The sequence below is a fragment of the Colwellia sp. PAMC 20917 genome (assembly GCF_001767295.1).
Lineage (GTDB): Bacteria > Pseudomonadota > Gammaproteobacteria > Enterobacterales > Alteromonadaceae > Colwellia_A.
This window is the reverse complement of record NZ_CP014944.1, coordinates 279042-302010: the sequence shown is the minus strand read 5'-3', so window position 1 is coordinate 302010 and position 22969 is coordinate 279042. Positions and strand designations below refer to the sequence as shown.

General features: G+C 38.5%; 19 protein-coding genes. 6 read left to right on the top strand and 13 right to left on the bottom strand.

Features of this window, described 5'->3' with window-relative positions; genetic code table 11:
• Positions 1–136: 136 nt before the first annotated feature.
• Positions 137–1141, bottom strand: a complete 1005-nt coding sequence (gap, locus tag A3Q34_RS01350) for a type I glyceraldehyde-3-phosphate dehydrogenase (protein WP_070373727.1) — start codon at positions 1139–1141, stop codon at positions 137–139.
• 200 nt (positions 1142–1341) lie between these two features.
• Between gap and gndA the strand changes: the two genes are divergently transcribed.
• Both gndA and msrB read left to right on the top strand, forming a co-directional pair.
• Positions 1342–2880 (top strand): NADP-dependent phosphogluconate dehydrogenase, encoded by a 1539-nt coding sequence (gene gndA, locus A3Q34_RS01345; protein ID WP_070373726.1) that lies wholly within the window; start codon positions 1342–1344, stop codon positions 2878–2880.
• Between the two features lie 14 nt (positions 2881–2894).
• The gene (gene msrB / locus A3Q34_RS01340; protein WP_070373725.1) at positions 2895–3269 is read left to right on the top strand and encodes a peptide-methionine (R)-S-oxide reductase MsrB; all 375 of its coding nucleotides are present in this window, start codon (positions 2895–2897) and stop codon (positions 3267–3269) included.
• A 29-nt stretch (positions 3270–3298) separates the two neighbouring features.
• Here the strand turns inward: msrB and A3Q34_RS01335 are convergent, their stop codons facing one another.
• The gene (locus A3Q34_RS01335; RefSeq protein ID WP_083277851.1) at positions 3299–4099 is read right to left on the bottom strand and encodes a DUF2989 domain-containing protein; all 801 of its coding nucleotides are present in this window, start codon (positions 4097–4099) and stop codon (positions 3299–3301) included.
• Between the two features lie 154 nt (positions 4100–4253).
• Between A3Q34_RS01335 and A3Q34_RS01330 the strand changes: the two genes are divergently transcribed.
• On the top strand, positions 4254–5702 hold the full coding sequence (locus A3Q34_RS01330) for a glyceraldehyde-3-phosphate dehydrogenase (RefSeq protein ID WP_070373724.1): 1449 nt from the start codon (positions 4254–4256) through the stop codon (positions 5700–5702).
• Between the two features lie 107 nt (positions 5703–5809).
• Here A3Q34_RS01330 and A3Q34_RS01325 read toward each other — a convergent pair whose 3' ends face one another.
• From A3Q34_RS01325 to dinG, 9 genes are all read right to left on the bottom strand, one after another.
• Positions 5810–6853 carry a Leu/Phe/Val dehydrogenase gene (locus A3Q34_RS01325; RefSeq protein ID WP_070373723.1) on the bottom strand — a complete coding sequence of 348 codons (1044 nt, stop codon included), beginning with the start codon at positions 6851–6853 and terminating at the stop codon, positions 5810–5812.
• Between the two features lie 228 nt (positions 6854–7081).
• Complete coding sequence (locus A3Q34_RS01320; protein ID WP_070373722.1) at positions 7082–7546, bottom strand: GNAT family N-acetyltransferase; 465 nt, start codon at positions 7544–7546, stop codon at positions 7082–7084.
• A gap of 20 nt (positions 7547–7566) precedes the next feature.
• A complete protein-coding gene (locus A3Q34_RS01315; RefSeq protein WP_070373721.1) occupies positions 7567–8736 on the bottom strand; it encodes a cupin domain-containing protein in 1170 nt (389 codons plus the stop codon).
• Between the two features lie 217 nt (positions 8737–8953).
• Entirely contained in the window at positions 8954–10324 is a 1371-nt protein-coding gene (purB, locus tag A3Q34_RS01310) for an adenylosuccinate lyase (RefSeq protein ID WP_070373720.1), read from the bottom strand.
• A 50-nt stretch (positions 10325–10374) separates the two neighbouring features.
• Positions 10375–10998 carry a high frequency lysogenization protein HflD gene (hflD, locus tag A3Q34_RS01305; protein WP_070373719.1) on the bottom strand — a complete coding sequence of 208 codons (624 nt, stop codon included), beginning with the start codon at positions 10996–10998 and terminating at the stop codon, positions 10375–10377.
• A gap of 34 nt (positions 10999–11032) precedes the next feature.
• Positions 11033–12184, bottom strand: coding sequence for a tRNA 2-thiouridine(34) synthase MnmA (gene mnmA, locus A3Q34_RS01300; protein ID WP_070373718.1), 1152 nt, complete (start codon positions 12182–12184; stop codon positions 11033–11035).
• A 63-nt stretch (positions 12185–12247) separates the two neighbouring features.
• Positions 12248–12748: an NUDIX hydrolase gene (locus A3Q34_RS01295; RefSeq protein WP_070376948.1), complete on the bottom strand. Its 501-nt coding sequence runs from the start codon at positions 12746–12748 to the stop codon at positions 12248–12250.
• A 4-nt stretch (positions 12749–12752) separates the two neighbouring features.
• The gene (locus A3Q34_RS01290; protein WP_070373717.1) at positions 12753–13397 is read right to left on the bottom strand and encodes a pseudouridine synthase; all 645 of its coding nucleotides are present in this window, start codon (positions 13395–13397) and stop codon (positions 12753–12755) included.
• 3 nt (positions 13398–13400) lie between these two features.
• Complete coding sequence (dinG, locus tag A3Q34_RS01285; protein ID WP_070376947.1) at positions 13401–15518, bottom strand: ATP-dependent DNA helicase DinG; 2118 nt, start codon at positions 15516–15518, stop codon at positions 13401–13403.
• 140 nt (positions 15519–15658) lie between these two features.
• Between dinG and A3Q34_RS01280 the strand changes: the two genes are divergently transcribed.
• The 3 genes from A3Q34_RS01280 to A3Q34_RS01270 all read left to right on the top strand — a co-directional run bounded on the left by A3Q34_RS01280 (position 15659) and on the right by A3Q34_RS01270 (position 20058).
• Complete coding sequence (locus A3Q34_RS01280; protein ID WP_070373716.1) at positions 15659–18172, top strand: DNA polymerase II; 2514 nt, start codon at positions 15659–15661, stop codon at positions 18170–18172.
• Positions 18173–18293: 121 nt separating this feature from the next.
• A complete protein-coding gene (locus tag A3Q34_RS01275; RefSeq protein ID WP_070373715.1) occupies positions 18294–19478 on the top strand; it encodes a cystathionine beta-lyase in 1185 nt (394 codons plus the stop codon).
• A 58-nt stretch (positions 19479–19536) separates the two neighbouring features.
• The gene (locus A3Q34_RS01270; RefSeq protein ID WP_070373714.1) at positions 19537–20058 is read left to right on the top strand and encodes a GNAT family N-acetyltransferase; all 522 of its coding nucleotides are present in this window, start codon (positions 19537–19539) and stop codon (positions 20056–20058) included.
• A gap of 90 nt (positions 20059–20148) precedes the next feature.
• Here the strand turns inward: A3Q34_RS01270 and secF are convergent, their stop codons facing one another.
• Both secF and secD read right to left on the bottom strand, forming a co-directional pair.
• Positions 20149–21069, bottom strand: a complete 921-nt coding sequence (gene secF, locus A3Q34_RS01265) for a protein translocase subunit SecF (protein WP_083277850.1) — start codon at positions 21067–21069, stop codon at positions 20149–20151.
• Positions 21066–22916 carry a protein translocase subunit SecD gene (secD, locus tag A3Q34_RS01260; RefSeq protein WP_070373713.1) on the bottom strand — a complete coding sequence of 617 codons (1851 nt, stop codon included), beginning with the start codon at positions 22914–22916 and terminating at the stop codon, positions 21066–21068. The genes secF and secD overlap by 4 nt, the downstream gene beginning before the upstream one ends.
• Positions 22917–22969 lie beyond the last annotated feature (53 nt).

Here is a 22969-nt window from a genome sequence, read left to right as displayed (position 1 = left end):
GGGGGCTTACAGGTGAGAGCCGTAAATCGACTAGTTAAGGTTGTTCAAGTAAGGGGCTTTGACTAACATTTATCTCAATAAAAAAGCCAAATAAAGATATTTGGCTTTTTTGATATAACTTTTATTCTAAAGATGATTAATTTTTATAAGCGCTGACGTAAGCCACTAAATCAAGTACCTTGTTTGAATAACCAATTTCATTGTCGTACCAAGAAACGATTTTTACAAACTTATCGGTTAGTGCTATACCCGCACCCGCATCAAAGACTGACGTACACGTTTCGCCAATGAAATCATTAGAAACTACTTGATCTTCGGTATAGCCTAATATGCCTTGCAAATCACCATGAGCTGCTGATTTCATCGCATCGCAAATTTCTTGATAGGTTGCGCTACTTTTTAAATTAACAGTCAGGTCTACAACAGATACATTTGGTGTTGGTACACGAAAGGCCATACCAGTGAGTTTGCCATTTAATTCAGGGATAACTTTACCAACCGCTTTTGCAGCACCCGTAGATGAAGGGATTATATTTTGTCCTGCACCACGGCCACCACGCCAATCTTTAGCTGAAGGGCTATCAACAGTTTTTTGTGTTGCTGTAGTTGCATGAACCGTCGTCATTAAACCACTTTCAATTCCCCAATTATCATTAAGAACCTTAGCAATAGGTGCTAGGCAATTAGTGGTACATGAAGCGTTTGATACAATATCTTCGCCTTTATACTCATTGAGGTTTACACCACAGACAAACATTGGGGTGTCATCTTTGGAAGGGGCAGAAAGTACAACTTTTTTAGCTCCTGCGATCAAATGCTTTCGTGCTGTCTCATCAGTTAGAAATAAACCGGTTGATTCAACAACAACATCAACATCTATTTCATCCCATTTAAGTTCTTCGGGGTTACGGATAGCGCTAACGCGAATAACTTTATCATTAACAATCAACTGACCATCTTTAACTTCTACCGTACCGTTAAAACGACCATGCGTTGAGTCATACTTAAGCATGTAAGCCATGTAGTCAATGTCGATTAAATCATTAATACCGACAATTTCAATGTCGCTTCTCTGCGCAGCAGCTCTAAATACAAAACGACCGATACGGCCAAAACCATTGATGCCAACTTTAATAGTCATGTTAAAATTCCAAATGAAAATAATGTAGTAAAATTACATCATTTTGAGATTTATACAAGCGATACTTGTCGTATTTGGCCTTTTATTGATAAAAAAGACGTTTTATTACGAATCGGGTCGGCTTTAATTGCTAGTGGCTTAGTTTTGTTCATGGTAGAATAAATGCCATTGTATTTCTCAGTATTTATGGACTTTCTACTATGACACAAGACAATAGTTTGTGTGACATCGGCTTTATTGGCCTTGGTGTAATGGGTAAAAATTTGGTGCTAAACTTAGCCGACAACGGTTACAGTATTGCTGCTTTTGATTTAGATAATGAAAAAGTGCTTGGCGTTATTGCCCAAGATAAATTGGAAAATGGTGAAAATAAGCAACGTGTTCACGGTTGCTCATCATATACAGAATTATTATCGCGATTAAAAACTCCCCATCTTATTGTACTTTCTGTACCTGCTGGTGCTCCTGTTGATCAAGTCTCTGAGAGTTTGATTGGCGCTGGTATTCAACCTGACGATATTATTATTGATACGGGTAATAGTCTGTGGGTTGATACCGTTGCTCGTGAGAAAAAGTATAAGAGTAATTTCATTTTATTTTCTTCAGCTGTCTCTGGCGGTGAAGTCGGCGCTAGATTTGGGCCTGCTTTAATGCCCAGTGGTTCTCCTTATGCATGGACTCGCATCAAACCTATCTGGGAAGCCATATCAGCTAAGGTTGACGCCGAAACAGGCAAACCTTTAGAGCGGACTAAGCCAGGAGAAACCATTAAAAAAGGTGAACCTTGTGCCGCCTATATTGGCCCAGCCGGTGCGGGTCATTATGTAAAAATGGTTCATAATGGTATTGAATATGCGGATATGCAGATTATCTGTGAGGCTTATCATACTTTACGTGCGGGTTTAAATTTATCAACAGATGAGATTGCTGATATTTTTGAACAATGGAACCAAGGTCCTCTAGACAGTTATTTAATGGAAATATCTGTCGAGGTACTTCGCCATAAGGTGACCGAAGATAACATCCCGCTAGTGGATTTAATTCTCGATAAAGCGGGGCAGAAAGGTACAGGTTTGTGGACTGCGATGAGCAGTTTAGAATTAGGTACACCCGCTCCCACTATTGCCCAAGCGGTATACGCACGTTCCATCTCTTCATTTAAAGATTTAAGAGTGCAGAGTTCAAGTCTGCTTAACGGCCCTGAAGCTAAGACCTTAAATGCACAAGAAAAAACAGCGTTTATTGCTCGCTTACATGATGCGATTTACTGTGCGAAAATTTGTGCTTACGCCCAAGGTTTTCAATTAATGAAGCAAGCGGAGCAAGAGCATGGTTGGGAGCTTGATTTTGCCAGTATTGCAAAAATATGGCGAGCGGGTTGTATTATTCGTGCAGCATTTTTACAATCTATTACCGATGCTTTTAAACGTAATGCGAAGTTAGAAAATTTAATGCTAGATGCATTCTTTGTGGAACAATTAAATGCTCATCAATTAAATTGGCGTAAAACTGTTGCAGAAACCGCTTTAATGGGAATTTCAACCAGTGCAATAAGTTCATCGTTGACCTATTATGATGCGATGCGTACCGCGGTTCTTCCTGCAAATTTATTACAGGCACAAAGAGATTTTTTTGGTGCACATACTTTTGAACGGGTTGATCAAGCGCCAGGAAAGAAATTTCATGTTGAATGGTCAAACCCTGAGCGCAAAATGATCGAATTTGGTCATTCAAAATAAAAAGGTGAAAATATATGTCTAAAGACCCTTATCAAGATAAGTTAACACCCGAGGCTTTTCAAGTATGTCGCTTGGCTGCCACAGAGCAACCGTTCAGTGGCGAGTATAACGATCATTGGCTAGCCGGTGTTTATCATTGTGCCTGTTGTGAAAAGGAGCTGTTTTCTTCAACAGATAAATTTCAATCGGGTTGCGGTTGGCCAAGCTTTTCTGCCGCTATTAGCCCAAATGTCGCCTACATTGAAGATGACAGCCTTGGAATGATGCGTACAGAAATCACTTGCAGTACGTGTGACTCTCATCTGGGTCATGTATTTGATGACGGCCCACAACCCACCGGTAAACGCTATTGTGTTAATTCATTAAGTTTACAGTTTAGCGCACTTTAAAAAGACAAGGTTTAATCTCTTGATTAAACCTAAACCTTTGGTGACTCAAAGGTTCCTGCTTCAATTTTATCTAAGGTTATATTGGCAATTTTATCTAATAATGTTTTATTTAATTTATAACCTACAACATAATTATTTAAAGACTTTTCAGTCACTTCTTTATTTTCTGGCGAATGTAAACGTAAAATTCTTAACCAAAGATAAGCTTTTTTAACATCTTGCTTTTCTATAAATATCGTTGCTATTGACTGAAAGATTTCTGCATTTATTTTCTGATCTGGCTGGTATAATTGCAAAGCTCGATAAAGTAACGTTAAGGTCTTTTTAGGATCTGTTTTTGTATAATGCGTCGCTAAGTTATATTGCGACCTTGAATTTTCAAGGGCTTTTGTCCCTTCTTGTGCTAAAAATTTATTTAAAGATTCTTCGTTGATATATCTCGACCAGTGATAGTAGAGCAGGTGAGGGTGATCTGAGGTTATTGTTTCTTTTGATATTTCTTTGATACGATTCTGTGCTTGAATTGCGTTATCAACTCTCATCGTTTGTTTATGTTTTAATTTAATATGCTCAATTTTTGAGGCATGAACCATACATTGTGCATAATCTTCGTAAGCAATGAGTTGATGATATTTATGTAGATCTGAACTAGCCAATTTTTCCTCTAAATTAGAAAAACCCACCATAATACGTTCTCGTTTACACCATGAGTCTTCTTGAAATTCATTACAGATTTCAGAATTACTTTCACAAAGTTCAGCAAAGTTTGGCTTGCTATCACAAGCGGTTAATAAAAAAATTAGTGAGAAGTAGGCTATTATTGTCTTCATTTTTGTCCCATATTTGAGCGTGATATTATCTGTAACTAGTGGCGAAAGTTTTCAGGTTCGATTACAATAGTGCCGCAATTAATTATTATTGTTATTAGTGCTAATATTAATAATAACTCATCGTTCAATTGACTGAAATAAAAAGGTTTACGCAATGACTTCTCATCTTGAGGAACAATACCAAGCTAGCTGGCAAGAACGCCAAACATTTGCTGAAAATATGCAACCTATTATAGGGCAACTTTTCAGAAACAAAGGTCTCGAAGTATCTATTTATGGTCGTCCATTAGTTAATGCTTCTGCAATTGATATCATTAAAGCACATAAATCTGTTGCGCTACATGAAGACAGTAAATTACGTTTACGTGAAAGCTTTCCTTTTATTGATGCATTAAGACACATGGATTTAGCACCAGCACGTATTGATGTCGGTAAATTGGCCTACCGTTATTTATTTCTAGGTAAAGCTAATGGTCTGTCAATTGAGCAGTTTTTAGAAAAAGAATTAGTATCAATTAATAAAAATACTGACCCACAAAAGTCTAAAGATGTTGTTCTTTATGGTTTTGGTCGTATCGGTCGCTTATTAGCGCGTCTGTTAATTGAACGCGCAGGACCCTGCTCAACATTAAATCTACGTGCTATTGTTATTCGCCCAAGTGGTAAAGGTGATTTAGCAAAACGTGCCAGCCTATTACGTCGTGATTCAGTGCATGGTGCTTTTAACGGTAGTATTACTATCGATGAAGAAAATAGTGTCATTAAAGCTAATGGCGCATTTATTCAAGTCATTTACGCAAAAAATCCTAGCGAAATCGACTATACCCAATATGGTATTAATGACGCTTTAGTTGTTGATAACACCGGTGTATGGAGTGACGAAGAAGGTCTAGGGCAACATTTGCAATCAAAAGGTGTTGCTAAGGTATTGTTAACAGCACCCGCTAAAGGTGATATTAAAAATATCGTTTATGGCGTGAATCAAGATATGATTTTAGCGGATGACAAAATTGTTTCTGCAGCGAGTTGTACCACTAACGCTATTACACCAGTGTTAAAAGCCATTAACGATGAGTTCGGTATTAAGAATGGCCACGTTGAAACGGTTCATTCATATACGAACGATCAAAATTTAATTGATAACTACCATCCAGCTCCTCGCCGCGGTCGTAGTGCACCATTAAATATGGTTATTAGCACAACGGGTGCTGCTAAAGCGGTTGCTAAAGCATTACCTGAATTGAAAGGTTTGTTAACGGGTAACGCGATTCGTGTACCAACACCAAACGTTTCAATGGCTATCATGAATTTGAATTTGAAAAAATCAACGGATAAAGAAGCGTTAAACGATTACTTACGTAATATTTCGTTAAATTCTAAGTTACAAAATCAAGTAGATTATACGGCTTCAACTGAAATCGTCTCTACTGACTTGGTTGGCTCTCGATACGCTGGAGTTGTTGACTCTCAAGCAACGATTGTTGATGGCGATCGCGCTGTATTGTATGTATGGTATGACAATGAATTTGGTTACAGCTGCCAGGTAGTTAGAGTCATGCTAGAAATGTCAGGTATTCAGGTACCAACATTACCCGTTAATTAGTCTATAAGTTGATAACATTGTTGGTGTGAGTTGATGCCAACAATTTATAGCGAAAAAAAAGCCGCACTTTATTTATATAGTGCGGCTTTTTAGTTTACACGGGAAAATTATTTTCCAGCGTTAGCTATTATAGCTCTCGCCATTTCATCAGCTACTTTACCTGTTGGTAAGTTTTTCTCGTTCGCTGTTACAAAAACATTCATTAGTGTGTGATAAATATTTTCTACCAAACTTGTCGCCTTATCAGCACAATAAGCTTCAGGATAAATTTCAAGGGCAACATTTATAATTCCCCCAGCGTTAATGACGTAGTCAGGAGCATACAAAATACCCTTGTCTAAAAGGACTTGGTCATGGCGACTTTCTGCAAGTTGGTTATTAGCACAGCCGGCAATGATCACCGCTTTAAGTTCTGCAATGCTATCGTCATTAATCGACGCGCCTAACGCACAAGGTGAAAATACTTCAACATCTTGTTTGTAAATATCGTCTAAGCTAACAACTGTCGCATCTAACTCGGCAACGGCTTTATCTAAAATTTCTTGGTTAATATCAGTGACGATTAATTTCGCACCCGCAGCATGAAGTCGCTCACAAAGTGAATAACCAACACTACCAAGCCCTTGAACAGCGACTTTAATACCGGTTAAATCATCAGATCCTAATTTAAACTTAACCGCTGCTTTAATACCTAAAAATGTACCTAGCGCAGTGAAGGGGCCTGGATTACCACTTTTTCCTTCAAGACCCGAAACATAGTCGGTAACTTGATTAACAATAGCCATATCACCAGTAGTAATATTTACATCTTCAGCGGTGTAATAACGGCCACCTAGATTATTAACGGCTTTGCCATAAGCTTTGAATAAATCGTCTGACTTTAAGTGTCTAGGGTTACCAATAATAACCCCTTTACCACCGCCAAGTTTTAACCCAGCCATAGCATTTTTGTAGGTCATGCCTTTTGATAAACGTAAAACATCTTTTAATGCTGCTTCATCATTTACATAATCCCAAAAACGACAGCCACCTGCTGCCGGTCCAAGTGCAGTACTGTGTACTGCTATGATAGCTTTTAAGCCTGTTGCATCATCGCTGCAATAAACAACTTGTTCATGATTGTCGAAATCTACTAAATCAAAAATTGCCACTTCTAAATCTCCACGTAAAAAGTTTTGTTAATATTCTTTTTACTTCTGTAATAAGAGTTGTATTGTTTCGATGCGCACAATACCACTTAGCCTAATGTTGCGCTAGCCGTCAGATCAAAATATAACGGTCACTATGTTAGGGTAAATGTATAGAATAAAGCACAAAATTTAATAATAGCGGCAAAAGGATAAGAAGAGTGGCTTATTAGGAGAGTAGGAATTAATAAACTAGTGATTAAAAGCGAAGCGGGTAGATTTTTTTATATTCTCAACAGCACAGGTCATACGCTGTCTTGGCATACCTGCTTCCATAAATACTGCGCCAGCACTGATAAAGTTAAATTTTCTAAAATATTCAACATCATCAAGTGGACTATAAATAAATACTTCATCAAGTTTGAGATCTTTAGCAATAGCCAGTAAACCTTTGACAACATCTCTGTCGATGTTTCTTTTTCTAAAAGACATCAATACTGCGATGCGAGAAATTTCACCCGTAGATAATATACGGCCCGTTGCAACGGGCTCTTGAGTAATATCATCACAAACTAAGACATGAAATGCATAGTGATCTTTTCGGTCAAACTCTATTTTTCGTGGAATACGCCATTCACAAATAAAAACTTTTTCGCGGACATCTCTTAATAGTGATGCCGCTTGTTCCCAATTTACTCTACTGACACTGAACGACATTATAACTATTCCACGCGTTGTTATTCAATATACCAAAAGCCCATATTTAGAACATTAGTCAATAATTGTTCATTTTTCAAATTTGTTAGTAAACTTTTTGCTGTTTGAGTGGTCAAAGTTTGCTGTTTTGTTAGGTATGTCGCTAATGTGATTGTTTCTTTATCAATTAAAAAGCTTTCACCATTAATATATAAAAAGCTTGTTTCGTTGGGCGCTTGTTCCTGATGTTGAAAAGGTACAATTAAGCTTTTTATCCCGGAAACAGGCACTAAGGTGTTTTCTGCTTCAGCCAGAATATCGGAAAGTTGTTCGCTGTCGATAGGCGTGACCGGCATTAATATCTCTAAGGCATGGTGGTTCTGTGTAAGATATTTGCCGATAAAAGGAGTAAATAACTTATCGTCATCAAGTTGTGCTTTCATGAACGCCTTTAACTTTTCGATATCCATTTGTTCAAGTTGTTCGGGATGACTGGTTAGTGTACGTTCATTATCAGGAAAACGTGCTTCTCCAAGGTTTTCATCTATTAATTTATCAGCAAAACCAGACCATAATTCCTGATTGTTCGGTGCCTGAAAACCAATAGAAAAATTCATCGAGTTCTCTAATGACACGCCATTGTGTGGATGATTTGGTGGAATATAAAGTAAATCACCTGCTTCGGTTATTTCGTCGATAACAGCAACAAAACTAGAGACTTGTTTTAAATCAGGGTGAGGTAATAGCTGTTTTAGTGAACTATCAGGCGCACCAACTTGCCAGCGACGCTTTCCTTCACCTTGCACAATAAAGACATCGTACTGGTCTAAATGAGCACCAACACCGCCATTGGGTGTTGAAAAGCTAACCATTACATCATCAATACGCCATTGTGGAATAAAATTAACGGCTGCTAGCAATGATTGGGTATCGCGAGACCAATTATTTACCGCCTGCACCAGTAGCGTCCAGTTCTGTTCGCCAAACTTATCGAATGAATCAAAAGGACCTTGCTCTACTTGCCAGTCACCATTATTACAGGCAATAATACGCGATTCAATTTCGCTTTCCATCGCGAGGCCAGCAAGTTCGTTGGCATCAATTGGGTCGGTGAAGTCTTTGAACGCACCTTTTATTAATAACGGTTTTTTTTGCCAATATTCTTTTAAAAACTGCTCAGGCGTTAGTTCGCCCCAATGGATTTTTTGCATTGCGTGTTACTCTCTATTTTACTACGGTTAATTGGCGTGCATAACGGCACTAATCCCATCATAAATCAAGGCGTTGCTAAAAAGCCAAGACATATAGGTTTCCGTTTATCCTGAACATATACGTTCATTGGCATCCATGCCATCACGTTATACCGTTCATCCTGAACATAAAAAGGAACCGCGAGGTTCCTTTTTATTAGCATACGTTTAGATAAAACTAGTCTAATTCGTTAATAAACTCTACTGCGCGACCTATGTAACTTGCGGGTGTCATTTCACATAACTGTGCTTTAGCCGCATCAGGTAATTCAAGCGTCATAATGAAAGCGCGCATTGAGTCGCCATTAACGCGTTTACCGCGAGTTAGCTCTTTTAATTTTTCGTATGGCTTTTCGATACCATAACGACGCATTACTGTTTGTACGGGTTCAGCTAAAACTTCCCAGTTGCTGTCTAATTCAGCCGCTAGATTTGCTTCATTTACTTGTAACTTACTAATACCTTTTAATGTAGCGCCGTAAGCTATCATCGCATGAGCAAAACCAACACCTAAGTTACGTAAAACCGTTGAATCAGTTAAGTCACGTTGCCAGCGAGAAATAGGTAATTTTTGCGCCAAGTGGGTAAATAATGCATTAGCAATGCCTAAGTTACCTTCAGAATTTTCAAAGTCAATTGGGTTAACTTTATGTGGCATTGTTGACGAACCAATTTCACCGGCAATGGTTTTTTGCTTAAAGTGACCCATCGCGATGTAACCCCAAATATCACGATCAAAATCGATTAAGATGGTGTTAAAGCGGGCAATGGCATCAAATAATTCGGCAATGTAATCATGTGGTTCAATTTGAGTCGTAAAGGGATTAAACGATAAACCTAATGAAGTAACAAATTCATTAGCAAATTCATGCCAATTAACTTCAGGGTAAGCTGATAGGTGTGCATTGTAATTACCAACAGCACCATTAATCTTACCTAATAATTCAACATCAGCAATTTGGGCACGTTGACGTTTAAGACGAATATAAACGTTGGCCATTTCTTTACCCAAAGTACTTGGAGAAGCAGGTTGACCGTGAGTACGACACATCATTGGAATGGTTTTGTATTCAATGGCTAGTGCTTTAATTGCCGCTAATATTTTATCCATTTCTGGTAATAAAACGTCGGTACGACAGTCATTTAACATTAAACCGTGCGAAAGGTTGTTAATATCTTCAGATGTACAAGCAAAATGAATAAACTCAGTGACTGCGTTTAATTCAGCATGATCAGCAATTTTTTCTTTTAAGAAATACTCAACCGCTTTTACATCATGATTAGTGGTCGCTTCAATGTCTTTAATACGCTGTGCGTCTACTTCACTGAAGTTATCGACAATCGCATTTAATGTTGCCGTAGCGTCATTACTAAAAGCCGGAACTTCTGCAATTTCTGTCGTTGCTGCAAGTTTTTGTAACCAACGAACTTCAACGGTAACACGGTATTTTATTAAACCAAATTCACTGAATATAGGGCGTAATGACTTAACTTTGCTGCCATAACGACCATCTACTGGAGATATTGCACTTAACGCTGAAAGTTCCATAGGGTTTTCCTAATATTTAAAGTAAGGTTAAAAACTAATTTTGAATTTGTTTAACAAGCTTTGAGCAGCTGCTCGGCACATTCAACCAATTTTGAACGTGAAAATAAAATACTTCGGCGTTGTCCACCGACCTGTCGCCATAAAACACTTGAGCGAATACCGGCTAATAACAAGGCACGTATCTTATGTTGATTGACTGATTGCTTTAATATAGCGGGTTCGCCTGCTACCTGGATAGGTGTTCCGAGCGGGCTGATCAAATCGCTATAAATTGACGCTAAGCTCGAAACGAGTGTTTCACTGGTAATGCCATAATGTACTAATTGACGTTGGCTTTGGCTAATTCGTTCACCGAGCGCATTCATTTTATCGCTATATTTACTTAAACGACGCTCTAAACCCAGTAAGCTCACCACATAACGGGTGATTTCAGGATCTTTGTTAGTTGATTTATTGCCTAAATGGTTAACTAGTGTTGTTAATCCTATTTTTAAATGACTCATTTCACCACCGTAAACTTCCATGGTGTTTTTAGGCGATGTGATCATGACACTATTAAGTAATAAAGCGAGTTCGTCTTCGTCTATTTGGCCACTACGAGATGTTTTTTGTACCCAATAAGCGACTTGACAAACCGCGGCAAGTGTTAGGGTTTGTTCATTTATACTGTTCATAACTATTAACTGCTCAACTAATTTTCGTTATAACTTAACGGATAAGTGTGTTGATGATACCGCCGCCAAGACAAATATTATCTTGATAAAAAACTACAGATTGTCCCGGCGTTACTGAACTTTGTGCTTCATCAAACATGACTAAATATTCACCATCGCTCATCGGAGATAGATGACAAGGGACATCATCTTGGCGATAGCGGGTTTTAACGGTACATTTTATTGGCGTATCAAGAGGTTTACGATTCACTAAATGCAATTGATTACCGATTAAACCTTTAGAAAATAGACGAGGGTGGTTATGACCTTGACCAACAATTAAAACATTGCGCAATAAATCTTTTTCAACAACGTACCAAGGCTCTTCTCCGGCATTAGCTAAACCGCCTATGCGAAGGCCTTTGCGCTGACCTAGCGTGTGGTACATTAAACCGTCGTGCTCACCAATGACATCGCCTTCAGCGGATTCAATTTTTCCTGGCTGCGCGGGTAAATATTGACCTAAAAAATCTTTGAATTTACGCTCACCAATAAAACAAATACCCGTGCTGTCTTTTTTATTATGAGTGATTAAGTCAGCCTGTTCGGCAATGGCGCGTACTGCAGGCTTTTCGATATTACCCACAGGGAATAATGTCCGTCCCACTTGCTCATCGCTTAGCGTATATAAAAAGTAACTTTGATCTTTATTACTGTCTAACCCGCGTAACATAGCCCACTGACCATCAATAAACTCACGCTGAACATAGTGTCCGGTGGCAATATAGTCGGCATCTAAGTCTTCACAAGCAAACTCTAAGAAGGCCTTAAATTTGATTTCTTTGTTACACATAATATCAGGGTTCGGCGTGCGACCTGCTTTATATTCAGCTAAGAAATACTCAAAAACATTATCCCAGTATTCTGTTGCGAAATTAATGGTGTGTAACTTTATGCCGAGTTTGTCACAAACAAGTTGTGCATCTTCGAGGTCTTGTGCCGCTGCACAGTATTCATCGGTATCGTCTTCTTCCCAATTTTTCATGAACAGGCCTTCAACTTGATAACCTTGTTCAATCAATAAGTGTGCAGAAACAGAGGAGTCAACACCGCCAGACATACCAACAATTACTTTGGTGTCGTGTGGTGCTTTACTTATAGGCGCGGTGTTTTGGTTTTCAGCGCTCGATGATACTTGTGATGACATTAAAACTACAAATCTAGAGAAAAAGGCGAAAAATTATAGCATGTCAGGATTTAGGGGCATAGATTAAAGATTGGATTTTAATGAAGATAATGATATTTTTTTTCCATTTTTCAAAACAGCTAAGTAATCCTCAATACATTCCAAGACCAGCGTGCTGCGTAATTGTGCAGATTTTGCTTTTATTTCATCAAATGACAGCCAATGGGTGGCAATAATCTCATCATCTTGAGGGATACTTTGTAGAAATTCATCAAGTTCGATAACAAAACAAAATCGAAGGTAATAAAGATTAATATCCGGGCGATAAAAATAATAAATACCTGAAACGTAATTCGGCGAAAGTGTTAAGCCTGTTTCTTCAAGAACTTCTCGTTCAATGGCACTAATTAAGTTCTCATTCGCCTCTAAATGTCCAGCAGGTTGGTTAAAGACTTTTTTACCTTTTTCAATTTCTTCAACCAATAAAAACTTATTTTGATGAACAATAATAGCTGCCACGGTAGCATTGGGCTTAAATTGATCTTCGCCATGGTCATTACCGGCAGTGTTAACCGCTAGTGTCATATTCTTATTCACTTTTAAGTTGTTGGTAATGGCCATTTTCGATACCGTCAAGGCTGTATTGACCAATGCTGTAACGGATAAGTCGTAGCGTTGGAAAATTAATAGCCGCGGTCATTCTGCGGACCTGCCGGTTCTTTCCTTCGGTAATCGCGATACTGAGCCATGTCGTGGGAATATTCGCTCGATCGCGTATCGGCGGATTACGTGGCCAAAGGTCTGGTTCATTGATCACTTTTACTTTCGCTGGTAACGTTTGGCCATCTTTTAGTTCTACACCCTTTCGAAGTTTTTGTAAATCAGCTTGCTGTGGTACACCCTCGACTTGTGCCCAATAGGTTTTTTCAGTTTTTTCGGTTGGGTTAGCCAGTTTGTGCTGCAATTTCCCGTCATTGGTCAGCAACAATAAGCCTTCACTGTCGCGGTCTAAACGCCCAGCGGCATAAACGTCTTTAATCGGAATAAAATCTTTTAAGGTTTTACGCTGCTGATCATCCGTAAATTGTGACAGTACATCAAAGGGTTTATTGAAAAGTACTAACACTCGATCTGCTGGGGCAGGGCGAGGCTTAACATCTTTTAATGCGCGACTCTTAGATAATCGACGATTAGTTGAGTTTGACGCTTTTGCACGCTTAGTGAGGTTAGTCAAAGCTTATCCTTTTGAAATAATTTGATAGGGCGGTAAAGAATCAAGTAATTGCTTACCATAGCGCTTGGTCACTAAACGTTTATCCATTAAAGTAATGATACCGGTATCTTTCTCATTTCGCAGTAATCTTCCTGTCGCTTGAATCAGTTTTTTGGATGTTTCTGGCACTGAAATCGACATAAAAGGATTGCCGCCTTTAGCGGTAATGTATTCAGCTTGTGCTTCTTCAACGGGTGATGTTGGAACAGAGAAGGGTAATTTGGTAATAATCAAATTCGTTAAATATTTACCGGGTAAATCTAGACCCTCAGAAAAACTTTGTGTGCCAAAAATTATACTGGTTTTATCTTCATCACAGCGTTTTCTATGGGCCTCTATAATATGCTGACGTGACTGCTCACCCTGAACTAGAATCTCCATTTTGTGCTGCTCTCGTAAGGATTTAGCTACTTGCTCCATTTGCCAATACGAAGAAAATAGCACTAAACAGGCTTTTTCTTGCTTAATTAACGCCGGTAACTCATTAATTAATTCATCGGTGAACTGAGGGCTACTTGGCTCATTTTTCATTTTAGCGATGACTAGTTGCGCATTGTTTTGATAATCAAACGGAGAGTCGACTTTTTGATATTGGGTGCCATCATTAATTTGTAAACCGACCTGGCGTCGAAAATGCTCAAACGAATTCAATGCTAAAATAGTGGCTGAACATAATACCGCCCCTTCACATTTTGACCAGAGAATATCTTCAAGGGTAAAGCCAACTTCAATAGGGGAAGCCGACACTAAAAAGTCACTACGTTTCCCTGTCAGTTTTTCGAACCACCTTGCCATTGGAGCGCCTTTCTCACTGTCTGTTTTGGCATACATTTTCCATAGTGAGTTGAAATTTTCTAACCGTTGGATCATAAAACCAGCTTCTGCAAGTAAGGGCTCGGCAACAAACATTTTACACTCCCCGTCTTTCACTGACTCCATCAATAAGTTATATAGCTTGTTGCAATGTCCTAAACATTTTTTACTGAGCTCTGCTAAATCTTTAGCTGAGTTTTTTAAGTTCGGTGGAACGATTCCGTTTTCAAAACGATATAATGCCGCCTCGTCATCACGAGAGAAACGGCTATTTTCTTTAGCTTTTTCATTGAAATATAACGCCTGATTGTTTTCGATAAAGCTCGCTACTTTTTGCATTTCCATTAATAAATCTTGGCAATCGTCCCCTAACTTTAACGAGGGTGAAATGGCCGAAGTCGACTTTATTAATTTTGCCATCTTATCGCCGGTTTCTTTTAACTTAGTTAGCCAATCAATGGCACCTTTAATGGCAACATTCGCACTTGAATGATCACGGGTTACTTTAGGCAGATGATGTGCTTCGTCAATAATGTAAAAAGTGTCTTCTGGCGAGGGTAAAATAACACCTCCACCAAGCTCTAAATCAGCCAGTAATAAACTATGGTTAATGACCAACACATCGGCAGACTCCATGGTTTCTCGAGCTTTATGAAAAGGGCAATGGGTGTGATCGGCTAAATGTTTTAAACAACTGTGTTTGTCACATTGAATTTGTTGCCATAAATGATGAGGGATAGGGTCAGCCCAAGAATCTAGATCGCCTTGCCATTTATTATCCGTCAACGCTTTATGTAAATGATGTAATAGCTTTATATCCATGGCATTAGGTTTTTGCGCAAAGGTGAAACCGGCCTGAGGTGAATCGTCTTGACTGACAGCAAGCGCTAATTTTTGCCGACAAACATAGCGCTGGCGACCTTTGACTAAGGTGAAATTAAAATCTAAGCCTGAATGTTTCTTTAAGAAGGGTAAATCTTTATCCACTAATTGTTCTTGTAGCGCAACTGTTGCAGTAGAAATACAGACCTTTTTTTGACGTGACATCGCTAACGGAATAGCGCCTAATGAATAAGCCAAGGATTTACCCGTACCGGTGCCGGCTTCTATGGTAATAATTTTTCGCGCTTTATCGTATTCTCCCGCAAGAGTTTTAGCTATTTCGGCAATCAAAAAAGTTTGCTGTTTTCTTGGATGAAAGTTTTCTAAATTTTCACCAATGGTTTTATACGATGTGCGAATTGCTACTTTAATTTTATCGCTTAGCATGCTGTTAGCCATTTAGGGTTCATTAGGTTATATACTCATTCCAGTTAAATAGGCTGAATCCTGTATCTTCAAATAGGATGAGTATATACTGCTGTATATATTAACAGTTTATCGTTATCCGCAACGAATTAAAATAATTAATGTCATTAACTGTAGAAAAATTAACGCCTAGCTTGAATTATGGCTTTTTATTAACCCGTCAAGCCTATGATACCAAACAAGGTATCGAATTGTCTTTATGGGTTAAAACCCTTCAAGGTGCTGTTAATGTTATTGTGCAAAATCAACAGGCATTATTTTTTGTTGAACAAACGCAGCAACTACGCGCGCAAAGTCTCCTGTCGGAGCAGCGAATAGTAACGGCTAAAGTTACCCCGCTTGCGCTTAAAACCTTTAATCAACAACTCGTCAGTGGCTTTTATTTTTCAACGATGCGTGAATTCTATCGCGCACGGGATGTTTTAAAAAAAGCCCAAATAAAATGTTATGAAGACGATTTTCGCCCCGATGAACGCTTTTTAATGGAGCGCTTTATTACCGCTGGTATTGAATTTATCCCTCGGTTAACAGCTTCATCGATAACCGAATCTGCCAAACAGTTTTCACAGACTAACTTTGCTACCTTTTATAGTGACAAATGCCGTGCAACGGATAAGACTCAGTTACTTGATGATATTGCTTTAACTATGGTATCACTTGATATTGAGTGTTCAATGGCAGGGGAGCTTTATTCTATTGGCTTACATTCTCATAAAATGTCTGATGGTAAGCCGATAAAATGTGTTTTGATGATCGGTGATCAAAACAAGTTTTTAGCAAAAATAACGCAGTCCAAGTTATCCGACGCTGAGGCGACAGAAATCGCAGAGCACATCGTTTGGCTTGACAATGAACAAGCGCTGCTAGCTGAGCTGATCGCTTGGATAAAAATCTACGACCCCGACATTTTTATTGGTTGGAACGTGATTAACTTTGATTTTAATTTGCTACAAAAACGCTGTGATATTTATAACATCCCTTTTAATATCGGCCGCAATGACAAGTCACCTCGCTGGCGAACACGTTCGGCAGGTGGTAGTCAAAATGAGCAAAAATTTATTGATGTCGCTGGCAGAGTGGTCCTTGATGGTATTGATTTACTAAAAAACGCGACTTATAACTTTCCAAGTTTTTCGCTTGATTTTGTTGCCAATGCCTTATTAGGTAAAGGGAAAAAAGTTGATGATGTTGACAATAGAATGCAAGAGATTAACGACAACTTTACCAATGACAAGCTAGCTTTAGCCGCTTATAACCTTGAAGATTGCCATTTAGTTACCCTGATATTTGAACAATCTCTATTACTAGAATTCACGCGTTTGCGCGCCAAACTAACTGGTTTATCTATAGACCGTATTGGCGGCTCTGTGGCAGCGTTTACCAATTTATATTTACCTAAATTACACCGTAGTGGTTATATTGCGCCCAATATGGGCGATGGCTTGCAAGGGCTAATTTCTCCTGGTGGTTATGTGATGGACTCTATTCCGGGTTTATATAAAAATGTTTTAGTACTTGATTTTAAAAGTCTTTACCCCTCTATTATTCGAAGTTTTAATATTGATCCTATGGGCCTAATTGAAGGTTTACAATCACCAGAGACTAGTATCAAAGGTTTTGATGGTGCTTATTTCTCTAGAGATAAGCATTTTTTACCTGAAATTATTAATGAGCTGTGGTTAGAGCGTGATATTGCTAAAAAAGATAAAAATGCGGCATTGTCGCAAGCGATAAAAATTATTATGAATTCGTTTTACGGGGTCTTAGGCTCTACGGGATGTCGATTTTTTGATCCACGTTTATCGGGCTCAATCACTAAACGAAGCCATGAATTATTAATCACCACTAAAATGTGGCTAGAAGATGATGGTTATCAAGTTATTTATGGTGATACCGATTCTATTTTTGTTAGTGTTGACGATGATTTTAGTCACCAGCAATGTCAAAAGCTGGGTAAAACCTTACAAGATAAAATTAATCTTAGGTGGCAAGCAACGCTTAAAAAAGAATTTGCGATAGAAAGCCAACTTGAAATTGAATTTGAAACACATTTTAGCCAATTTTTGATGCCAACCATCAGAGGGCAAGATGTCGGTACTAAGAAGCGTTATGCTGGCATTGTAGAAAAAAATGGCTCATCAGAATTGATTTTTAAAGGCTTAGAAAGCGTCCGCACCGATTGGACTGAACTGGCTAAAACTTTTCAACGAGAGTTGTATTTAAAAATATTTAATGGCGAACCTTTTGCTGACTATGTACGCAATATTGTTACTCAAACATCAGCAGGACAATTAGATCATTTACTGGTGTATCGTAAACGCATTCGTAGGCAGTTAGATCATTACGTTAAAAACGTGCCTCCACATGTGAAAGCGGCACGTTTAGCTGATGATATAAACAAGATAAATAAGCAACCGCTAAAATATCAGCAACGTGGTTGGATAGAATACTTGATCACGACTTCTGGACCGCAAGCAAAAGGTTATGTTAACGCGCCACTCGATTACCAGTTTTATATCGATCGGCAATTAGCGACCGTTGCTGATGCTATTTTACCTTTTGTCGGGAGTAGTTTCGAAAAATTAACCAGCGATCAATTGAACTTGTTTCAATAGCCTCTGCTGTTTTAATTAATATAAATAAATCGTGCATCATGCTTGGAAAGATCATAAGGTGACTTTATTGAGTTAGCTATTTAGATGGCTAAATGAATTTTATGTTTTAGGATGAAAGATCATGATCAACGATACCAAAATAGTCAATGCGGGACGAAAATCAAAATGGACACGTGGCGTTGTTAATCCCCCAGTAGAACGTGCATCAACCGTTGTTTTTAATACAGTTAAAGAAATGAATCACGCAACAGCAAATCGTGGTAATCAAGTACTCTTCTATGGTAGAAGAGGCACTTCAACGGCTTTTGCTTTCGCCGATGCTATGACTGATCTCGAAGGCGGCGCTGGTTGTGCCATTTATCCATCGGGTACTGCGGCGATCACTAATGCTATTCTTTCGTTTGTTAAAACCGGTGACCATATCCTTATGGTTGATACGGCTTATGAACCCACGCGTGATTTTTGCGATAAAATATTGGTCAATATTGGCGTTGAAACGACTTATTACGATCCAACTATTGGCCGAGATATAGCCGGACTTATTAAAGAAAACACCCGACTTATTTTCTTAGAATCTCCTGGCTCTATTACCATGGAAGTTCAAGATGTTCCCGGTATAGCTGAAGTTGCTCACCAGCATGGCTGTATGGTTATGCTCGATAATACTTGGGCTGCAGGGGTTAATTTTCAACCTTTTGATTATGGTGTCGATATTTCGATTCAAGCAGCGACTAAATATATCGTTGGTCATTCAGATGTGATGTTAGGTACGGCAATAGCAACACAAGAGTATTGGCCACAACTGCGTGAAAACAGTTACTTAATGGGGCAATGTACGTCGCCTGATGATCTATATTTGGCAATGCGTGGCATTCGTACCTTAGGTGTGCGTTTAAAACAACATCAAATTAGTGCGCTAAAAGTGGCTAATTGGTTAGCAACACGCGAAGAAGTTGATGTTATTCTTCATCCTGCATTCGAATCGTGTCCGGGCCATGAATATTTTAAGCGTGACTTTACTGGTGCTAACGGTTTGTTTTCATTTGTGTTAACCCGCGGTGATAAGCAATCACTTAATGCCTTACTTGATGGTATGGAACATTTTAAAATGGGCTATTCGTGGGGCGGTTTTGAAAGTTTAATTTTGGGTAATACCAATGTTGGGCGTTTGCGAACAGCGACAAAGTGGAATTATGAATATCCATTAATTCGCCTGCATATAGGTTTAGAGGATGTTGATGACTTAATTGCCGACCTTGCTCGAGGCTTTGATAGATTGAACACTGCCTTAGAAAATAAATCTTAGACAGTATTTTATTAAAAAATAAAGCTTAGGCTTTACGCGTTAAAAGTTTGGAATTTACATGCTGCTATGCACAACACAAAGGTTAACCATTAGGCACCTGAATGAGCAGGACCATGAATTTGTTCTGCAATTATTGAATGATGATGCTTTTATTAAAAACATTGGTGACAAAGGGGTTAGAGAGACTAAAGATGCAATTGCCTACTTAGTAAATGGTCCACTAGCAAGCTATAGCGAACAGGGTTTTGGGCTAAATTTAGTCGCTTTGAAAAGTGATAACACACCGATTGGACTCTGTGGTTTGTTAAAGCGGCCTGAATTGGAATTCCCTGACTTAGGTTATGCCTTGTTACCTGAATATTGTTCGCAAGGCTTTGCTCGAGAAGCCTCATTAGCCGTATTAAAAGTTGCTTATGACAATAATTATGCGGCAAATGTTGTCGCGATCACCTCACTAGAAAATACTCCCTCTAACGTATTATTAAAAAAGCTTGGTTTTGTATTTGAACAGACTATTGAGTTTTATGGGTCAACCAATAATCTTTATAAAGTCAGACTGGCTTCAATTTTTGAACAGTAACCAACTTTAAAGACAGTAATTTTTAACACTAGGATATGGACTTAAGTGCAAATATCCTAGTGTTGCCAATTTCCTCTCAAACCGTTTACATTAGGGTAAAGGACAAACCTCTAGTTCTTTTTGTTGATAATAATCAGCGGTTAGCCCGAGTAATTGTGGCACTGTTGCCGCAATTACAATAGAAGAGAAAGTGCCCACTAAAATCCCTGAAAATAGCGCAATAGAAAACCCCGCTAAAGACTCCCCGGCAAAACCCCATACAGCCATAATAGTCACTAAGGTTGTTCCTGAGGTGATCATCGTTCGCACTAAGGTTGATTTAATAGCTTGATTGATCACTTCATCTATTGTGGTGTCATGGGTAGATTTCATTATTTCTCTAATTTTGTCACCGACAATAATAGAGTCATTTAACGAGTACCCTACAATAGCTAATAAACTCGCTAATATTGTTAAATCAAAGGGGATACCAAACCATGCAAAAAGCCCGAGTACAATAAGTACATCATGAAAAAGCGCAATAACAGCCCCCGCGGCTAAACGCCATTCAAATCTAAAAGACAAATACATTAAGATAACAATGATTGCGGTTAATAGTGCTAAGCCACCTTGGTTAATTAAGTCTTCTCCGACTTGGCTGCCAATGTAAATAGCATCTTGAGGGCTAATGTTTAGTTGATTTTTGTCAGCAAAATCAGATAGCCATGCCTTATCTTGTAAACTGACGTTATTATCTGCTTGTTGAACACTCCAATGAGTCCCTTGCTCTGCAGAGGTCAGTTTAAAACTTTCTGGAAGATAGTTACTGAGTAAGTTATTCATATTCTGTTGACTGAGTGATTTCTCGGTTGAAAATTCAGTTAAGTAACCACCGGTAAAATCTAAACCGAGTGCTAAACCTTTATTAAATAGTCCTACTAGCGCTATAACAACAAAAATCATAGCTATAAAACAACCCACTAGGCGAAAAATACTTAATTTAGACGTGCTATTTATTTTAAAATTTTTCATACATTAACACCTAATAATTGAGCTTTATTTTTTCGAATGACAAGGTTTGTTAAACTTTTAGAAACAAAAACGCCGGTGAACATACTGGTTAAAATACCTAAACACAAAATAAGGGCAAAACCTTTTACTGGGCCGTTGCCTATAGTGTATAAAATAATACCAGTGATCATGGTGGTTACATTGGCATCAAGAATCGTTGAAAATGCACTTTTATAGCCTTGCTCAACAGCTGAGAGCACTTTATGTCCACGCTTTAACTCTTCTTTTATCCGCTCAAAGATAAGTACATTGGTATCTACAGCCATACCAACCGTCAATACTAAACCAGCAATACCCGGAAGTGTTAGTACGGCCCCAGGGAGTAACGACATCAACCCTAGTAAGCTTACTAAGTTTAATGTTAACGCTACATTAGCGATAAGCCCCAAAGTTCTATACCAAAAAACCATGAATAACAAAGTAAACCCCATGCCTATACTCAGTGCTTTTATACCATTTTTGATATTATTTTCGCCGAGTGTCGCTTCAATGGTGCGCTGTTTTACTATAGTTACTGGCGCTGTTAGCGAACCTGCTCGCAATAATAATGACAGTTCTTGTGCCGCATGTTGGCTGGGCATGTTGGTAATACTAAACTGTGAACCTAAGTGTTGTTGAATGGTGGCAACATTAATTATTTTACTTTTTTTAACCATTTGATCATCAGCATCTCGATAAAACTCAGAAAACACCGTCACCATAGCATTACCAATATTTTGCTTAGAAAATTGCGACATCTTCTTACCACCTAAGGCATCTAAGGTGAGGTTGACTAAAGGCATGCTCATTTGATCTTGTCCTGCGCGAGCATTTTCGATATTACTACCTGAAAAAACTACCTGACTGTTTAAGGTAAACGTTCTGCCATGTTCGTCCGCCATGCGTAATATACCTGCTGCATTTGAGTTTTCGGCAAGCTGATAAAAATCAAGTGATGCCGTGGCACCTATAATACGTTTTGCTTCCTCGGGATCATGAACACCAGGCAATTCAATACGAATATGGTTTTTACCTTGTTGAAGTGTAACCGCTTCGGTTATACCCAGCTCAGCTATTCTTCCACGCATCGTTTTTAATGTTTGCTGCATAGTTTCTTGGCGAAATTGAGCTGTTTTTTGCGAGGAGTATGACAAGATCACTTGGTCATTTTGATTTTTTTGTTGAGATAAATCAGGGTAGGCTGCTTTTATTTTAGTGAAAAGTATAGCCATTTTACTTTTGTCAGCGTTAGAAAAATTCACCGAAAGGTTTTGATTGTCCGCATCTCTAGTAAGATCAATCTTATGTTGAACAACACTAACGCCTCGAATACGTTCTTCCATAGCTAGGGTTTTTATTGCTAATGCGATGTTTTTAAGACGGTCAAATAAAGCTTGTTTTGTATCGACATCAAGTACAAATAATACTCCACCACTTAAATCTAAGCCTAATTTTATTGGCTTAGCGTCGAATGATTGCAACCATGAGGGTACGCCACTTATCACCGAGGTCTCAACACGATAATGATTAAACTCATTAGATAAACGTGTGTTAACTGACGCTATGTCGGCTGTATTACTGAGTGTTATTGACGTTGTCTTATCAATAGTATGAATTTTATCAACGGTTAAGTTGTTCTTATTCAATAAACCTTTAAGCTCACTAGTCGTTAGTTGTTGCACGTTCGCATTAATAGGTGAGAGGACAATTGTGACTTTATCTTTATAGATGTTGGGTAGGGCATTTACTAATAAAAAAACTAAGGTGAAAATAATTAATAGGTTTTGCCATGTAAAGTAACGATATGGCTTTTTTCTAGGTGAATTCATCATAAAATCTCGAAATTTTGCTACCTTTACTCTCTAAATTTTAGAAAAGCGCA

What these genes read in the sequence shown, in the direction of transcription:
- hflD (WP_070373719.1), bottom strand. Translation starts at nt 10,998, where the DNA reads ATGAACAGTATAAATGAACAAACCCTAACACTTGCCGCGGTTTGTCAA.
- dinG (WP_070376947.1), bottom strand. Translation starts at nt 15,518, where the DNA reads ATGCTAAGCGATAAAATTAAAGTAGCAATTCGCACATCGTATAAAACC.
- A3Q34_RS01270 (WP_070373714.1), top strand. Translation starts at nt 19,537, where the DNA reads ATGCTGCTATGCACAACACAAAGGTTAACCATTAGGCACCTGAATGAG.
- A3Q34_RS01335 (WP_083277851.1), bottom strand. Translation starts at nt 4,099, where the DNA reads ATGAAGACAATAATAGCCTACTTCTCACTAATTTTTTTATTAACCGCT.
- gndA (WP_070373726.1), top strand. Translation starts at nt 1,342, where the DNA reads ATGACACAAGACAATAGTTTGTGTGACATCGGCTTTATTGGCCTTGGT.
- secF (WP_083277850.1), bottom strand. Translation starts at nt 21,069, where the DNA reads ATGAAAAATTTTAAAATAAATAGCACGTCTAAATTAAGTATTTTTCGC.
- msrB (WP_070373725.1), top strand. Translation starts at nt 2,895, where the DNA reads ATGTCTAAAGACCCTTATCAAGATAAGTTAACACCCGAGGCTTTTCAA.
- purB (WP_070373720.1), bottom strand. Translation starts at nt 10,324, where the DNA reads ATGGAACTTTCAGCGTTAAGTGCAATATCTCCAGTAGATGGTCGTTAT.
- A3Q34_RS01275 (WP_070373715.1), top strand. Translation starts at nt 18,294, where the DNA reads ATGATCAACGATACCAAAATAGTCAATGCGGGACGAAAATCAAAATGG.
- A3Q34_RS01320 (WP_070373722.1), bottom strand. Translation starts at nt 7,546, where the DNA reads ATGTCGTTCAGTGTCAGTAGAGTAAATTGGGAACAAGCGGCATCACTA.
- A3Q34_RS01330 (WP_070373724.1), top strand. Translation starts at nt 4,254, where the DNA reads ATGACTTCTCATCTTGAGGAACAATACCAAGCTAGCTGGCAAGAACGC.
- A3Q34_RS01315 (WP_070373721.1), bottom strand. Translation starts at nt 8,736, where the DNA reads ATGCAAAAAATCCATTGGGGCGAACTAACGCCTGAGCAGTTTTTAAAA.
- mnmA (WP_070373718.1), bottom strand. Translation starts at nt 12,184, where the DNA reads ATGTCATCACAAGTATCATCGAGCGCTGAAAACCAAAACACCGCGCCT.
- A3Q34_RS01280 (WP_070373716.1), top strand. Translation starts at nt 15,659, where the DNA reads ATGTCATTAACTGTAGAAAAATTAACGCCTAGCTTGAATTATGGCTTT.
- secD (WP_070373713.1), bottom strand. Translation starts at nt 22,916, where the DNA reads ATGAATTCACCTAGAAAAAAGCCATATCGTTACTTTACATGGCAAAAC.
- gap (WP_070373727.1), bottom strand. Translation starts at nt 1,141, where the DNA reads ATGACTATTAAAGTTGGCATCAATGGTTTTGGCCGTATCGGTCGTTTT.
- A3Q34_RS01295 (WP_070376948.1), bottom strand. Translation starts at nt 12,748, where the DNA reads ATGACACTAGCGGTTAACACTGCCGGTAATGACCATGGCGAAGATCAA.